A 16,054-nucleotide genomic window follows, 5' to 3' on the forward strand; every position below is an offset into this window, starting at 1 on the left:
CGCGTAGCAGGTCAGATCGCTGTTGGTGGACAGGTTGAGCTTTCCATCAGGCGAGTGCCATCGGTGAACAACAGGAGGCAGACGCCTGGTCCATGATGGTGATCCCGATCATGCGAGCGTTCGTGTGAACGCCAACCGCGAAGGCGGGCAAGGCGCCACACTGTCGGCGTGTTGTCTGCGGCCGTCTGTGCGCTGGCAGACAGTCAGACTTCGTGCCGGGCGGCACAGTCGGTGGTCATGAAGGTTCCGAAGGCAGACCCGGGCGAGGCAGCCGCGCGCGATGTGGCGGCTCGAGGGCGGGTGGCCGAAACACCGACCCCGATCGCGCTCTCGTGCTTCAGGATCCGACGGGTCGCGTGTCCGGTGCCGCAGAGGCAAGGGTCTGGCGCTACGGCTTCGGGAGGGCCGGTCGACCTTCAGGACGCAGACGCCTTTGCGGCCGTGCTGCTTTCTGTCACCGAACGCAGGGCGTCGCTTCCCGTGTCCGTCGAGGTGCTGCCATTTCTGTGCTCGTTCGCCGACCTTCTGCGACGTAGGCTCGGCGCTGGCGTCGACGTGACTGTGTCCGTCGATCGAGCGTGTCCCGCGTGGATGGTCGACCGACGCGCGTTGGAGCAAGCACTGATGCAGGTCATGCTCGGATCAGGCTGCGCGGTCCATGGGCGAGGGCGCCTTTCATTGCAGGCATCGCTCGATCCTCGAGCCAACGTACAAAGCACATTGCTGACCGTCTTCAGTCATGCCTCCCTGCAGGACTTCTCGTCGTTCGAATGGAGAGGCCGGTAGGTGCCTCGGCTGCGCGCCGCCAGACGTTGCTCTGGGAAAGTCTGCGTTCAAAGAATGCGAAGTGCCGTGGCCTGCGCCTTGAGCTCGGCGCGAAACGCCGGATGTGCGATGCCGATAAGTTCGAGCGCGCGCTGCCGGGCCGATTTGCCGCGCAACTGGGCGACGCCGTATTCCGTCACCACGTAGTTGACGTCGTTCTTGCTGGTGCTGACATGCGTGCCCGGTGACAGCACCGGCACGATGCGCGAGATGGTGTCGTCCCGCGCTGTCGACGGCAGCACGATGAACGCCTTGCCGCCGCGGGAGCGATTGGCCGCCCGCACGAAGTCGGACTGACCGCCCGTCCCGGAGATCGGCGCCAGGCCGAGGCTCTCGGAGCCGCATTGCCCGAGCAGATCGATCTGCAGCGTGGCGTTGATGGCCATGAGCCTGTCGTTCAGCCCGGCCAGCGCGGGGTCGTTCGTGAAGTTCGCCGGGTGGATCTCCAGGGCGGGGTTCCGCTCCATGAAGCGATAGAGCTTGTTGGACCCCAGCGCGAAGGTCGCCACCATCTTCCCGGGCAGGTAGCTCTTGCGGCGGTTGTTGACCGCGCCGCATTCGACCAGCGAGAGGATGCCGTCGCCGATCATCTCGGTGTGGATGCCCAGGTCGTGCTTGTGCGTGAGCTGCATGACCACCGCATCCGGGATGCCGCCATAGCCGATCTGCAGCGTCGAGCCGTCGTCGATCATGTCGGCCACGTACTTCCCGATGGCTTCCTGCACCGGACCGATCTTCGGCAGGCCCACCTCGAGCACCGGCGCGTCGTCTTCGACCAGCGCGGCCACCTGCGAGATGTGCACATGGCAGTTGCCGTGGGCGAAGGGCACGTTCGGGTTGACTTCGAGCACCACCGCGCGCGCCCTTGCCACCGCCGCCATCGTGTAGTCGGCACCGAGGCTGAGCGCGAAGTTGCCGTCGGCATCCATGGGCGACGCCATGCTGAAGACCACGTCCGCGCCGATCTGCCCGCGCTCGATCTGCGCCGGGATCTCGGAGAAGCAGTTGGGGATGAAGTCGATCCAGCCGGCCTGGCCGCCAGCGCGCGTGGCGCCACCGAAGAAGAAGGCCACGTGGCGCACATGCGCGGTGGTGTCCGGGTCGAGGTAGCCGTACTTGCGCATCGCCAGGATCTGGCAGACCTTCACGTCCCGGAAATCGAGGCGTTGTTCCGACAGCGCTTTCAGCAGCGTCGGCGGCTCGCCGACGCCGGTGGGCACGATGATGGTGTCGCCGTGGCGCACGAGTTGCACCGCCTCGGCGGCCGACATGCGCTTGTTTTGGTACGTCGCTTGTGTGGAGCTCATGGCCGATTGTTCGACAGATCGGGGCGATGTGTCGAGGTCATGAGCCGCCGGTTTCCCCTGAGGGCCTGAAAGGCTGCAGGTCGTCAGGTCGCGGCGAGCCACTGCGCGGCGATCGTCGGCAATGACACGGGTGCTGCGGCATCGACGACAAGCGCGGCCGCGCGCTCGGTGGCGCTGAGCGCCTCATCGGCGCCCGCCAGCTTGTCCAGCACCGCCAGATCGGCTTCCGACGCGTCCGTGCCTGCGGCCTGCCGCGCGGCGATGCGTTGCCGAAGCAGCGGGAGCGCGGCGTGGCAATCGAGCACGGAAAACGGCGCGCCGACGCCGGTCGCCAGCGCCGCGAACGCGGCCCTTTCGGAGCGACGCAGGAAGGCCGCATCGACGATGACCGGCCAGCCGCTGCGCAGGGTGGTGTCGGCAACGCTGTGAAGGCGCGCATAGGTGCGCTGTGTCGTGGCCGGGTCGTAGATGCCGCCGGCCACCCGATCCCGGGACGACACCGCGGCCTCGAGCCCGAAGAAGCGCTTGCGCTCGACGTCGGAGCGCACGCAGACAGCGCCCGCGGTTTCGAGCACGCCTTGCGACACGAAGCTCTTGCCCGACCCTGGAAGCCCGTGCGTGATCGCCAGCCGAGGGTCGGCTGCGGTCGGCAGCGCCTGCGCAAGCGCAAGGTAGGCACGGGCATCGCAGCCATCGACCGGCGGCACGCCCTGCTTCTGGGCCAGGGCGGTCACCTGAGCGCGCACCAGCGCGCGACACACCATCGAAAAACGCAGGCCGGGCAGGGCGTCGTAGTCGCCGGTCGCCGACAAGTAGGCGTTGAGGAACCGAAAGGCCAGCATGCGACAGCCGTTCGCCAGCAAGTCCATGGCGAGGAAGGCGACGTCGTCGATCACATCGGTCCAGCGCAGTGCGGCATCGAACTCGATGCCATCGAAAGCGGCGGCCTGTCCGTCCAGTTGCAACACGTTGCCCAGGTGCAGGTCACCGTGGCATTCGCGGACATGGCCTTGGCGTTGGCGCGCCGACCACCAGGGCGCCAGCGCTTCGAGCTGACGGGTCATCCAGGTGCGAAGTGCCGGCGCCTGGATCGTTTCGTCCAGGCCCTGCACCACCTGCGCGTGGGCGGCGGCAGAGCCGAACGCGCTGCCGGCCGGCGCGACCGCCGCGCCGCGGTGGAACCTGGCCAGCGTTTGCGCCATGTCGTCGACATGATGCGGCGCCAGCGTGCCGGCGATCAGCATCTCGCGCCACAAGGCGCCGTCCGGAAACCGCCGCATGCGGACCGCGACATCGAGCACGGCCCCGGAGCCGCCGAACGTGGCGCCCTGGCCGTCGTCGCGAATCTCCACCACGTCGAGATAGAGCGAGGGCGCCAGTTGCCGGTTCAGTCGCAGCTCTTCGTCGCAGAACCCTCGCCGCGCAGCCAGCGTCGTCGCGTCCAGGAAGGGCAGCTTCAGCGGCTTCTTCAGTTTGTAGGCGGTCGACCTGCCGAGCAGCAGCCAGGAGATGTGGGTCTCGACCAGCGTTGCCGGCGCGCCGTCGCTGGCGGTGAGCGAGGCCTGGAGCGCCGCAACACGGGCGCGCGCCGCGGCCAGGGGGGACGAAGGATGCATGCGATGCACCATACAGGCAAATACGGGCCCGTCAGCCGTGAGCGCGGGACTTGCGCCAGCGCATGGTCGCGCATCCAACAAGGGCGCATCATGGGCTCGGGGCATGACTCGGCGGCCCCTTCTCAAGGAGCTGACGCATGACACCGCATTCCAAATCCAGCCACGCTGGCGCCGTGGGCGTTGGCGCGCTTCTGGGGGCACTGCTCCTCGCGCCGGCAGCGCAGGCGCAAAGCCGGGGCGAACTGCTCTACTCGACGCACTGCATCACGTGCCACACGTCGCAGATGCACTGGCGCGACAAGCGAGTGGCCACCGATTGGTCGTCGCTCAACCGCGAGGTTCGCCGCTGGCAGGATGCTTCCGGTCTGGGCTGGAGTGAGAGCGACATCGAGGATGTCACGCGCTACCTGAACGAAACCATCTACCGCTACCCGCCGATGGTCGCCCCGGTGACGCGGCTCGAGCCTTCGGTTCCCGGCCTCCCGCCCGACCTGGCTGCACGACGGTGATCCTTCGTGGCCGGGGTGGCGCCGCGCTTCTGAGGCGCGCTCTGCACCGCCGCTCAGACAGTCCGCTCGACATGCGTCAGCAGCGTTTTTCTCCCTGAACGATTCCATGCCCAAGAACCGCGACAACGTCTCCCGACTGCTGGGCGTGCAGCTCGAACCGCTCGACGAGCCGACCCGCCGCGTGGTCCGGCACATTGCCGAGCGAACCCACATCGCGCGGAATCTGGCCAAGGACCTGGACGCCACGACGTCGCTCGGCCAGCGCGCCGCGGATGCCGTGGCGTCGTTCGGCGGCTCGTGGACGTTCGTCGGTCTGTTCGCGGGCTGCATGATCGTGTGGGTGTGGCTGAACGCCGTGCTGCTGCTCAACAACGGACGCACCTTCGACCCGTACCCGTACATCCTGCTGAACCTGTTCCTGTCGATGCTCGCGGCGATCCAGGCGCCGATCATCCTGATGTCGCAGAACCGCCAGTCGGAGAAGGACCGCGTCAGCGCGGCGCACGACTACGAAGTCAATCTCAAGGCGGAGCTGGAGATCATGCTGCTGCACGAGAAGATCGACCTGCTGCGGGAAACCCAGTGGGCGGCGTTGCTGGCCATGCAACAGGAGCAGCTCGACCTCCTGAAGGCGCTCGCCGGCCCGGCTGAACCATCGCGCAAGGGCGGGACATGACGCACATCACTCGGAGAGATTTCTCGACGCGCTGCGCCGGCGCATTGACCCCGCCGCTGCTGCTGAGCGGATGCTCCCCGGGCACCGGCGACCCGAGCTACGCCGAGGCGGTTCAACGCACCTGGCGGCCGGATCCTCCCGCCGCGACGGGTCGCGCGCCGCTGCTCGAGGAACTGGTGCGCTGTGCCACGCTGGCGCCGTCGAGTCACAACACCCAGTGCTGGAAGTTCGTTCTGCACGACAGCGCCATCTCCGTGCTGCCGGATCTGTCGCGCCGATGCCCGACCGTCGATCCGGATGACCACCATCTCTTCGTGTCGCTCGGCTGCGCCACGGAGAACCTCGTACAGGCGGCGCTGGCGCATGGGCTGAAAGCGGAGGCGACCTTCGATGCCGTGGCCGGCGTGCGGATCCGCCTCGACCCGACCCGAGCGGCTGCCTCCGACTTGTACAAGGCCATCTTCACGCGGCAATGCACGCGCCACGAATTCGACGGCCAACCGGTGTCGGCCGAGGAACTGAAGTTGCTGGCGCAGGCCGGCACCGGCCGCGGCGTCCAGCTGCTGATCCTCGACGACAAGACCGCGATGGAGACGATCCTGGCCCATGTCGTCGCCGCCAACACCCTGCAGATGGCCGACGCGGCATTCGTCGATGAACTCAAACGCTGGATTCGCTTCGACGACGCTGAGGCGGTCCGCACGGGCGACGGCTTGTTCACGCGTGCGTCCGGCAATCTGTCGGTGCCGCGCTGGCTGGGCGAACCGCTCTTCTCGCGCTTCTTCACCGCGCAGAGCGAGAACGACAAGTATGCGAAGCAGATTCGCAGTTCGGCGGGCATCGCCGTGTTCGTGGCCGAGCGCAACGATCCGGCGCACTGGGTGGAGGTCGGACGTTGCTACCAGCGCTTCGCGTTGCAGGCGACGGCGCTCGGCATCCGCAATGCCTTCCTCAATCAGCCCGTGGAAGTCGCCAGCGTGCGGCCGCGGCTGGCGCACGATCTCGGTCTGGGCGCGCGTCGTCCGGACCTGGTCGTGCGCTTCGGCCGGGGCGCGGAGATGCCGAGATCCTTGCGGCGGCCCCTGTCTGCGGTGCTGACGCGCGCATGACATGACCGACGCGCTGGACCGTCGCGCCATCGGCGATCCGTCGGTGCAGGCGGCCGATCAGGTGCTGCAGGCGTTCGATGCCGACGCCGAGCGCGGACTCACCGCGCAGGAGGCCGCGCGGCGTTTGGTCGAACACGGCCGCAACGAACTGCGCGGCGTGCCCGCCGTGGCGACATGGCGGCGCCTCCTGGCGCAGTTCCAGGACCCGTTGATCTACCTGCTGTTGGCCGCGATCGGCATCGCGCTGGGCGCCTGGGCGATCGAAGGCTTCGCCGGCTGGCCGCTGGATGCACTCGTGATCGCGATCGTCGTGTTGCTCAACGGCGTGCTCGGCTTCGTCCAGCAGGCCAAGGCGGCGAACGCGGTTGCCGCGCTGGGCCGCATGACGGCGGTCACGTCGGCCGTCGTGCGCGACGGTCACGCGCTGCGCGTGCCGAGCACCGAGCTGGTGCCGGGTGACCTGCTGGTGCTGGGCGAGGGCGATGCGGTCGGCGCCGATGCCCGGCTGTTGCAGTCATCGTCGTTGCGGGTGCTCGAGGCCTCGCTGACGGGCGAGAGCGAGGCCGTGCTGAAGGACGCGACGACGCTGTCGGCACCCGCTGCACTGGGCGACCGGCTCGACATGGTGTTCAAGGGCACGGCCATCGCGCAGGGCACCGGCCGAGCCGTCGTCACCGCCACCGGCATGCACACCGAGGTGGGCGCCATCGCCGGCATGCTCGACGCCACCGTCGAAGCGCCGACGCCGCTCGGCATCGAGGTGGCCCGCATCGGGCGCATGCTGGGCATCGCGGTGGTCGTGATCGCCACGGTGGTGGTGGCGACGATCCTGCTGATCTTCGACATCCGCACGGCAGCCGACGTGGTCGCGGTGCTGTTGCTCGGCGTATCGCTCGCGGTGGCGGCGGTGCCCGAAGGCTTGCCGGCGATTTTGTCGGTGGTGCTGGCCATGGGCGTGCAGCGCATGGCGAAGCACAACGCCATCGTCAAGAACCTGTCGTCGGTCGAGACGCTGGGCGCCGCCTCGGTGATCTGCACCGACAAGACCGGCACGCTCACGCGTGCGGAGATGACGATCGAACGCGTCGTGACCGCCTCGGGCAGCACCCGCATCACCGGCGCGGGCTACGCGCCGACCGGGCGGGTCGAGCACGACGGCGCCGAGCTGCCCGCCGGGCCATTGCGCGACGAGCAGACCGTGGTGCTCGCCGGCGGCAGTCTGGCCGGCGATGCGCAACTGCGCCAGGACGCGGACGGCGCGTGGTCGATCCATGGCGACCCGACCGAAGCGGCCTTTCTCGTGGCCGAACGCAAGATGGGGCTGACTGCGCGGCGGGTGCGGCGCTTCGAACGCATTGCGGAGATCCCGTTCACGTCCGAGCGCAAGATGATGTCGACGCTCGAGCGCGATCACGAGCACGGCGACCAGGCGGTGCTCATCACCAAAGGCGCGCCGGACGTGCTGCTGGCGCGCTGTACCCACGTGCGGGTCGGCAGGGCGGTGAGGGCGCTCGACGCGGCGATGCGCGCGCGCATCGTGGCCGATGTCGACGCGCTGTCGGACGCCGCGCTGCGCACGCTCGCCGTGGCCTACCGGCCCCTGACGGAACAGGAGCAGGCGTCGGCGATGGACACCGTCGATGGGCTCGATGCGCTCGAACGCGGGCTGGTCTTCGCCGGCACGGTGGGCATCATCGATCCGCCCCGCGCGGAAGCGGCCGTGGCGATTCGCGAGGCACAGCGCGCCGGCATCCGTGTGATCATGATCACCGGCGACCATCCGCGCACGGCGGCCCGCATCGCGGCGGATCTGGGCATCGTGACGCCGGGCGCGACGGCCCTCACCGGGCTGGAACTCGACACACTGGACGCCGCCGCCTTTGCCCAAGCCGTGCGCCGCACCGCGGTCTTCGCGCGCGTGGCGCCCGCGCACAAGCTGCGCATCGTGGCCGCGCTGCAGGCCGACGGCAACGTCGTCGCCATGACCGGCGACGGCGTCAACGATGCGCCGGCGTTGAAGGCGGCCGACATTGGCGTCGCGATGGGCATCACCGGCACCGAGGTGACGCGCGAGGCAGCGCGAATGATCCTGGTGGACGACAACTTTGCCACCATCGTCGCGGCGGTGCGCGAAGGGCGCGGCATCTTCGACAGCATCCGCAAGTTCCTGCGCTACCTGCTGTCGTCCAACATGGGCGAGGTACTCACCGTGTTCCTGGGCGTGGTCGGCGCCGGCGTGCTGGGGCTGGTCGGCGCGGAAGGGGCTGTGGTGCTGCCGCTGCTTGCCACGCAGATCCTCTGGATCAACCTCGTCACCGATTCCGGCCCGGCGCTGGCCATGGGCGTCGACCCATCGACCGACGACGTGATGGCCCGCAAGCCGCGCGGCCGCAGCGAGCGCGTGATCGACCTGCGCATGTGGTCGGGCGTGATCCAGATCGGCCTGGTGATGGCGCTGGCGGCGCTGCTGACCATCGACATCTCCCTGCCCGGCGGCATGATCGACGGCCACCACGACCTGACCACCGCCCGCACGGCCGGCTTCACGACGCTGGTGCTGGCGCAGCTCTTCAACTGCTTCAACGCCCGCTCCGACAGCCGCAGTGCCTTCTCGCACCTGTTCGTCAACCGCTGGCTGTGGGCGGCCATCGCGCTGTCGGTGGCGCTGCAGGTGGCGGTGGTGCACCTGGTGTTCCTCAATCTCGCCTTCGGCACCGCGCCGCTCTCGCCCGACCAGTGGCTGCTGTGCGCCGCGATGGCGAGCGTGGTGCTCTGGTACAGCGAATTGCGCAAACTGGTGATTCGCTGGAGGCGCCCGTGCGTCAGGGCCTCCGAGCGCGGCGCGACGCAATGATCCAGAGTCGCCTCCCCGCTCGCGCGCGCCCGCCCCGCGACGCCGTCACTGGCCTTCGATGACCTGCCTTCATTGATCATGCGCAGGGCCTGGGCGGGCGCATGAGACGTACCATGTTCCGATGCTCATACGCCTCGTTTACGCCAGCCGAAGCCACGGCCGCTCCGACCAGGACCTGTCCGCCATTCTCGAATGGTCCCGCCGCGTCAATCCCGAACTTGAAGTGACCGGGGTGCTCTGCTATCTGGATGGCGTGTACATGCAGTATCTGGAAGGCGAAGAAAGCAAGGTGGACGCCTTGTTCAAAAGCATTCGAGCCGACAAGCGCCACGGGAGCGTCACCCCGCTCGAACGGCGCGGCATTACAAAGCGCGCCTTTCCCGAGTGGTCGATGGCGCTTCTGGAGTGGGACGACAACACGCGCGCCATCTTCCGCAGCTTCTCTCCCGAGGCTCGGCTCGATTTCTATGCCGCGGATCCGAGCACTGCCGCACCGATGCTTCGGGCGCTGGCGCGTGCGCCCGGGTGGAAGCTCAGCTGAACGCTGGGTGCCTTCGAGCGAACGTGAATGGCTCGATGGCCTGCCCGGAGGGGATCGAACCCCCGACAACCTGCTTAGAAGGCAGGTGCTCTATCCAACTGAGCTACGGGCAGAAGATGCAGGGCTGAAGGCGCGTTGCGCGCCATCGGCTGCGGCGCGGATTTTGCCATGCATGCCTTGGTGAGGCATGAAAGACAAAAGCCGGTGAGGACCTTGCAGTCTTCACCGGCTTTCACTTTTCCAATGGTCGGGGCGGTGGGATTCGAACTCACGACCCTCTGCTCCCAAAGCAGATGCGCTACCAGGCTGCGCTACGCCCCGACAAGCCCGCGATTCTAGCCTGACTTTGGGGCGAGACTGCCGAAGGCTGAATGCTCAGCGCTTCGCGTACTGCGATTTTCCGAAAAGAATGTCCCGTTCCTTGTCGCCGGTGAGCGGCTTGCGCAGGTCGGCCAGCACCTTCACGCCGCGCTGCACAGCCGGCCGCGCGGCGATGCCGTCGAACCATGCCTTCAGGTGCGGGTACTCGGTCAGCACGATGCCCTGGTTCTCCCAGCTGCGCAGCCACGGGAAGATGGCGATGTCGGCGATGGAGTAGTCCGGGCCCGCGATGAAGGCGCTCTGCGACAGGCGCTTGTCGATCACGCCGTAGAGGCGCTTGGCCTCGTTGGTGTAGCGCTCGATGGCGTAGGGGAGCTTCTCGGGCGCGTAGAGGCGAAAGTGATGCGCCTGCCCGAGCATCGGGCCGACGCCGCCCATCTGGAACATCAGCCACTGCAGCACGTCGTAGCGGGCGCGGTCGCCCTCGGGCATGAAGCGGCCAGTCTTGCCGGCGAGGTACACCAGGATCGCGCCGGACTCGAAGAGCGAGATCGGCTGGCCGTCGGGCCCCTGCGGGTCGACGATGGCCGGGATCTTGTTGTTGGGGCTGATCGCCAGGAAGTCGGGGGCGAACTGGTCGCCCTTGCCGATGTTGACCGGGTGGGCCAAGTAGGGGAGGCCGCATTCCTCCAACATGATGTGGACCTTGTGGCCGTTGGGCGTGGGCCAGGAATAGACGTCGATCGGTGCTTGGGGCATGTCGGTGTACCGGCGATGGGAGGGGGCGCCAGCATAAACGCGGCCCCGTCTTTTCGCACGGCCTGCGCGGCTTGGCCCGCCTCAGGCGCCGCTCAGGCTGGCGGCGTTGGCGGCGGCGAGGTGCTGGTGAATCTGGGCAACCACCGCCGCGCCTTCGCCGATGGCGCCGCCCACGCGCTTGACCGACCCGGAGCGCACGTCGCCCACCGCGAAGACGCCGGGCACGCTCGATTCGAGCGGCGCCGCCGGTCGTGCCGGGAAGCCACCGCTCGCCGCTGCACCCGTCAGCACGAAGCCGTTGCGGTCGGTCGCCACCTCGCAGCCGGCCAGCCAGCCGGTCTCGGGTTCGGCGCCGACGAACAGGAAGATGTTGCGCGCCGGGCAGTCGTACTCTTCCTTCGTGCGGCGGTGGCGCCAGGTCGCGCCCTCCAGGCCGGTGGTGTGCGGGTCGCCATGCAGCGAGACCAGTTCGGTGTAGGGGTGCAGCTCGATGTTGGGCGTGGCCTCGATGCGGTCGATGAGGTAGCGCGACATGCTGGCCGCCAGCGACGGCCCGCGCACCAGCACGTTGACCTTGGCGGCCTGCCGCGACAGGAACACCGCCGCCTGGCCGGCCGAGTTGCCGCCGCCGACCAGCGCGACCTCCTGCTTCGCGCAGGTCCGCGCCTCCAGGGCCGACGCCCAGTACCAGATGCCACGTCCCTCGAACTCGCGCAGGCGCGGCACGTCGGGCCGGCGGTAGCGGGCGCCGCTGGCGATCACGATGGTGCGCCCGCGCAGGCGGCGGCCGTCGGCCAGCTGGATCGACATCTCGCCCTTGGCCGCGCCGCTGCAGTCGAGCGAGGCGACTTCCGACGGAATGAGCATTTCGACGCCGAACTTCTGCGCCTGCACATAGGCCCGGCCGGCCAGCGCGCCGCCGGAGATGCCGGTGGGGAAGCCCAGGTAGTTCTCGATGCGTGCGCTGGCGCCGGCCTGGCCGCCGTAGGAGCGGCAGTCGAGCACGATGACGCGCAGGCCTTCGGATGCGGCGTACACCGCGGTGGCCAGCCCGGCCGGGCCGGCACCGACGACGACCACGTCGAACAGGTCGTCGTGCGCCGCGCTGTCGATCATGCCGAGGCAGCGGGCCAGCGCGTCTTCGCTCGGGTTCATCAGCACCGAGCCGTTGGGGCAGGCCACCAGCAGCGTCGCCTCGCCGTACTGCTCGAGCAGCGCCGCGGCGTCGGCTTCCAGTGTCGAATCGACCACCTGGTAGGGGTGGCCGTTGCGGGTGAGGAAGTTCTGCAGGCGCCGCACGTCGGCGGTGTCCGGCGGGCCGATCAGCACCGGGCCGCTGGCACCGGACTCGATCAGCGCGACGCGCCGCAGGATCAGCGCCCGCACCAGGCGCTCGCCGAGGTCGGCCTCCGCGATGATGAGCGCGCGCAGCTGCTCCGGTGGGATCAGCAGCGCCTCGACGTCGGTGTCGGCGTGGCCGTCGACCAGCGAAGGCCGGCCCGAGAGCTGCGCGATCTCCGCCATGAACTGCCCCGGGCCCTGGCGCCCGATCGGCACGGTGTGGCCGAGCCCGTCGCGCTGGGTGATCTCCACGTGGCCGTCGAGCAGCACGAACAGGCCCAGCCCGGGCTCGCCAGCCCTGAACATGCAGTCGCCTTGCGCGTAGCGCTGCACGGTGCCGAAGCGGCGCATCCGGTCGATGTCGGCGTGCGACAGCACGGGGAACATCTGATGGCGTCGGGTTTCGACTTCGATTCTTGCTTCGTCGGCCATAGCAACTCCTGTCGGTTGAGCGGCATTAGACAACCTGGCCCGCCGTCACGTAACTGCCATCGGAGAGACACGGCACTTTCACTTGGGGGCTGGAGACTCGCCCGAACGAAGAAGGGTCCCCATGCAAGAACTGCCCAATCCGATGTTCCCGCTGTCCCAACTGGGCGCCCGACCGGCCTTCTGGCGGGCACCCCCGTCGACCCGGCTGCCGGCCACGGTGCCCGCCGCACCGATCGTCGTGGAGGCGCCGCGTGCGGCGGGGCAGGGCATCACCGTGAGCTGGGCCCGCCACCAGGACGACGTGCGCGCCGCGCAGCGCCTGCGCCACGACGTCTTCGCCGGCGAGATGGGCGCGCGCCTGACCACGACCCTCGAAGGCCACGATATCGACCTGTTCGACGACTTCTGCGAGCACCTGCTGGTGCGCGAGGAAGCCACCGGCCAGGTGATCGGCACCTACCGCGTGCTGACGCCGGCCCAGGCGCGCCGCATCGGCAGCACCTACAGCGACACCGAGTTCGACCTGACCCGGCTGCGCGACCTGCGCGAACGCATGGTCGAGCTCGGCCGCAGCTGCGTGCACCGCGACCACCGCCAGGGCGGCGTCATCCTGGCACTGTGGGGCGCGCTGGCCGGCTTCATGCACCGCAACCGGCTCGATACGATGATCGGCTGCGCCAGCATCCCGATGCAGCACAACGGCGTCAACGGCGGCGACGCGGCGGCCAGCATCTGGCGGCAGCTGTCGACCACGCACATGGCGCCGATCCAGTACCAGGTGCAGCCGCGCCTGCCGCTGCCGGTCGAGCGCTTGAACAGCGACTTGGTCGTCGAGCCGCCCGCGCTGATCAAGGGCTACCTGCGGCTGGGCGCCAGGGTGCTCGGCGCCCCCGCCTGGGACCCGGACTTCAACACCGCCGACCTGCCGATGCTCATGCGCATCGACGACCTGCCGCCGCGCTACCGCAAGCATTTCCTGGGGAACTGACGCGGAAACTGACGCGTGTCACGGGCGAATGTGACAGCGTCACGAAAATGTCATGAGAGGCCTCGACACTGTCATCCACCCGCTGACAGGGACCGTCGGTTTCCTTGCGACAGAATCATTGACCATGCAGCCCTTCACGGCCCCGCCACCGGCCGACACGCCGGCCGCCCCCGAGGCGCCTTCCGCGCCCGCACTGACGCTGCTCGACCGCGACCACAGCATCCTGGCGTTCAACCAGCGCGTGCTCGACTGGGCGAAGCGCCCCGAGGTGCCGCTGATCGAGCGGCTCCGCTACCTGTGCATCGTCTCGTCGAACCTCGATGAGTTCTTCGAGGTGCGCGCCGCGCCGCACCTGATCGCCGCCAGCCTGGGCGAAGCCAAGGGCAACGAGACCGTCGCGTCCTTCGAGCGCCTGGCCGAGGCCGCGCACGCGCTGGTCGACACGCAGTACGCGCTCTACAACGACGAGCTGATGCCAGCCTTCGCCAAGCATGGCGTGCAGATCGTGTCGCACGGCGAGCGCAACCCGGCGCAACGCAAGTGGGTGCACGATTATTTCGAGCGCGAGGTGCGGCCGCTGCTGATTCCGGTCGGGCTCGACCCGTCGCACCCGTTCCCACAGGTGGCGAACAAATCGCTCAACTTCATCGTGCGGCTGGCCGGCAAGGACGCCTTCGGCCGCGAGAACCCGATCGCCATCCTGAAGGTGCCGCGCGTGCTGCCGCGCATCATCCGCATGCCGGCGAAGGTGTCGGGCGGCCAGACGCTGTTCGTGGCGCTGTCGAGCGTGGTGCGGGCGCATCTGTCGAACATGTTCCCCGGCCGCGAGGTGGGTGACTTCTCGCAGTTCCGTGTCACGCGCCATTCCGACCTTGCGGTGGACGAGGAAGACGTCAAGAACCTGCGCACCGCATTGCGCCAGGGCCTGGAGCATCGTCACTACGGCCAGGCCGTGCGGCTCGAGGTGTCAGCCAGCTGCGCCGAGTCGCTCGCGAGCTTTCTGCTGGCGCAGTTCAACCTGCCGCCGCAGTCGCTCTACCGCGTGCACGGGCCGGTCAACCTGGCACGGCTCACGCAGGTCATCGACCTGCTCGACGAGCCGCAGTTCAACCCGCTGCGCTTCGCGCCGTACACGGCGTCCTACCCGATCACGCTGTCGACGGGCCAGTCCTTCTTCGATAGGCTGCAGCGCGGCGACGTGCTGATCCACCAGCCCTTCGAGAGTTTCGACGGCGTGCTCGCCTTCCTGCGCGAGGCGGTGCTCGACCCGCAGGTGCTGGCCATCAAGCAGACCATCTACCGCACCGGCACCAACTCCGCGCTGATGGACCTGCTGCGCGAAGCGGTGCGCCGCGGCAAGGAAGTGACCGTGGTGGTCGAGCTCAAGGCGCGCTTCGACGAAGAGGCCAACATCAACTGGGCCGAGATGCTGGAGTCGATCGGCGCGCAGGTGGTGTACGGCGTGGTCGGCTTGAAGACCCACGCCAAGATGCTGCTGGTGACGCGCCGCGAGGGCAAGCGCCTGGTGCGCTACGGTCACCTGTCGACCGGCAACTACAACCCGCGCACCGCGGCGCTCTACACCGACATCAGCCACCTCACGGCCGACCCGCTGCTCACGACCGACATGGAAGCGGTGTTCGTGCATCTGGCCAGCCAGAGCCGGCTGCCCAAGCTCCACCGTGTGTGGCTCGCGCCCTTCGACCTGCACCGCAACCTGGTCGCGCAGATCGATGCGCTCGGCGCGGCGGCGGCGCTGGGCGAGCCGACGCGCATCGTGGCCAAGATGAATGCGCTGACCGACGAGGCGCTGGTGCATGCGCTGGTGCGGGCCGGGCAGAAGGGCGTGAAGATCGACCTGATCGTGCGCGGCGCCTGCACCCTGCCGGCGCAGGTGCCGGGGCTGACCGAGAACATCCGGGTGCGCTCGGTCATCGGCCGCTTCCTCGAACACTCGCGGGTCTTCTATTTCCGCAAGGGCCCGGACGAGTCGCTCTACCTGTCGAGCGCCGACTGGATGAACCGCAACATGATGCGGCGCGTCGAACTGGCCTGGCCGGTGACCGACCCGGGGTTGCGCCAGCGCCTGATCGACGAATGTCTGGTGGCCTACCTGCATGACGGGCAGGACGCCTGGGACCTGGGCGCCGACGGGGTGTACCGGCGCGTCAACAGCGACACCTACCCGGGCGAAGCGGGCGCCTCGCGTCGCATCGAGGTGCACGGGGCGCAGGCGGCATTGATGGGCCGGTACGCCTCGCGCGGGCTCGGTGGGCGGTCGAACTGAAGGAGGAATTCAGCCATGGACTTGATCTTCTGGCGGCACGCCGAGGCCGATGACTGGACCGAGGGCTGCGACGACATGCAGCGTTCGCTCACGGCGCGCGGCGAAAAGCAGGCCAAGCGCATGGCGGGCTGGCTCGATCGGCAATTGCCCGAAGGCACGCGCATCATCTGCAGCCCGGCGCGCCGCTGCGAACAGACCGCGCTCGCGCTTGGCCGCAAGTACAAGCTGCGTGACGAACTGGCACCCGACGCCACCCCCGACGGCTTGCTGGCGGCGGCCGGCTGGCCGAACGGCAAGTCGGTGATGCTGCTGGTCGGCCATCAGCCGGCACTGGGCCAGGCCATCGCGCTGCTGCTCGGCATGCAGCAGGACAGCTGCCCGGTGCGCAAGGGCTCGGTCTGGTGGATCCGCACGCGGGAGCGCGACGGCGACGTGCAGACCGTCGTGGTGACGGTGCAGGCGCCCGAGCTGTTGTAAGGGCGTCTGGCT

Annotated in this window: 12 protein-coding genes and 2 tRNA genes; 8 read left to right on the top strand and 6 right to left on the bottom strand. The window is 68.7% G+C overall.

All coding sequences use genetic code 11. The annotated features are described in order from the left end of the window. Positions 1-833 precede the first annotated feature (833 nt). Both ACSFA0_RS08490 and ACSFA0_RS08495 read right to left on the bottom strand, forming a co-directional pair. Positions 834-2,132 carry an acetyl-CoA hydrolase/transferase family protein gene (locus tag ACSFA0_RS08490; RefSeq protein ID WP_435449763.1) on the bottom strand — a complete coding sequence of 433 codons (1,299 nt, stop codon included), beginning with the start codon at positions 2,130-2,132 and terminating at the stop codon, positions 834-836. An 83-nt stretch (positions 2,133-2,215) separates the two neighbouring features. Further along, complete coding sequence (locus ACSFA0_RS08495; RefSeq protein WP_435449764.1) at positions 2,216-3,748, bottom strand: bifunctional aminoglycoside phosphotransferase/ATP-binding protein; 1,533 nt, start codon at positions 3,746-3,748, stop codon at positions 2,216-2,218. A gap of 137 nt (positions 3,749-3,885) precedes the next feature. On the opposite strand from ACSFA0_RS08495, the gene ACSFA0_RS08500 reads away from it, so the two are divergent. The 5 genes from ACSFA0_RS08500 (at position 3,886) to ACSFA0_RS08520 (ending at position 9,437) form a co-directional block, all read left to right on the top strand. After that, positions 3,886-4,257, top strand: coding sequence for a hypothetical protein (locus ACSFA0_RS08500; RefSeq protein WP_435449765.1), 372 nt, complete (start codon positions 3,886-3,888; stop codon positions 4,255-4,257). Between the two features lie 106 nt (positions 4,258-4,363). Then, complete coding sequence (locus ACSFA0_RS08505) at positions 4,364-4,933, top strand: DUF1003 domain-containing protein (protein ID WP_435449766.1); 570 nt, start codon at positions 4,364-4,366, stop codon at positions 4,931-4,933. Beyond that, positions 4,930-6,042, top strand: coding sequence for an Acg family FMN-binding oxidoreductase (locus tag ACSFA0_RS08510; RefSeq protein ID WP_435449767.1), 1,113 nt, complete (start codon positions 4,930-4,932; stop codon positions 6,040-6,042). The genes ACSFA0_RS08505 and ACSFA0_RS08510 overlap by 4 nt, the downstream gene beginning before the upstream one ends. 1 nt (position 6,043) lies before the next feature. Continuing rightward, positions 6,044-8,896: a cation-translocating P-type ATPase gene (locus ACSFA0_RS08515; protein ID WP_435449768.1), complete on the top strand. Its 2,853-nt coding sequence runs from the start codon at positions 6,044-6,046 to the stop codon at positions 8,894-8,896. A gap of 121 nt (positions 8,897-9,017) precedes the next feature. Continuing rightward, entirely contained in the window at positions 9,018-9,437 is a 420-nt protein-coding gene (locus tag ACSFA0_RS08520; RefSeq protein WP_435449769.1) for a BLUF domain-containing protein, read from the top strand. A gap of 36 nt (positions 9,438-9,473) precedes the next feature. Here ACSFA0_RS08520 and ACSFA0_RS08525 read toward each other — a convergent pair. The 4 genes from ACSFA0_RS08525 to ACSFA0_RS08540 form a co-directional block, all read right to left on the bottom strand. Next, a tRNA-Arg gene (locus tag ACSFA0_RS08525) sits at positions 9,474-9,550 on the bottom strand. Positions 9,551-9,681: 131 nt separating this feature from the next. Next, a tRNA-Pro gene (locus ACSFA0_RS08530) sits at positions 9,682-9,758 on the bottom strand. A 54-nt stretch (positions 9,759-9,812) separates the two neighbouring features. After that, on the bottom strand, positions 9,813-10,517 hold the full coding sequence (locus ACSFA0_RS08535; protein WP_435449770.1) for a glutathione binding-like protein: 705 nt from the start codon (positions 10,515-10,517) through the stop codon (positions 9,813-9,815). An 81-nt stretch (positions 10,518-10,598) separates the two neighbouring features. After that, positions 10,599-12,290, bottom strand: a complete 1,692-nt coding sequence (locus tag ACSFA0_RS08540; RefSeq protein ID WP_435449771.1) for an FAD-dependent oxidoreductase — start codon at positions 12,288-12,290, stop codon at positions 10,599-10,601. Positions 12,291-12,411: 121 nt separating this feature from the next. Here ACSFA0_RS08540 and ACSFA0_RS08545 point away from each other — a divergent pair, with 121 nt between their 5' ends. From ACSFA0_RS08545 to ACSFA0_RS08555, 3 genes are all read left to right on the top strand, one after another. After that, entirely contained in the window at positions 12,412-13,278 is an 867-nt protein-coding gene (locus tag ACSFA0_RS08545) for a GNAT family N-acetyltransferase (RefSeq protein WP_435449772.1), read from the top strand. Positions 13,279-13,402: 124 nt separating this feature from the next. After that, on the top strand, positions 13,403-15,565 hold the full coding sequence (ppk1, locus tag ACSFA0_RS08550) for a polyphosphate kinase 1 (protein ID WP_435449773.1): 2,163 nt from the start codon (positions 13,403-13,405) through the stop codon (positions 15,563-15,565). A 15-nt stretch (positions 15,566-15,580) separates the two neighbouring features. Continuing rightward, complete coding sequence (locus ACSFA0_RS08555; RefSeq protein ID WP_435449774.1) at positions 15,581-16,042, top strand: SixA phosphatase family protein; 462 nt, start codon at positions 15,581-15,583, stop codon at positions 16,040-16,042. Positions 16,043-16,054 lie beyond the last annotated feature (12 nt).

The sequence above is a fragment of the Variovorax restrictus genome, assembly GCF_051216715.1.
Lineage (GTDB): Bacteria > Pseudomonadota > Gammaproteobacteria > Burkholderiales > Burkholderiaceae_C > Variovorax.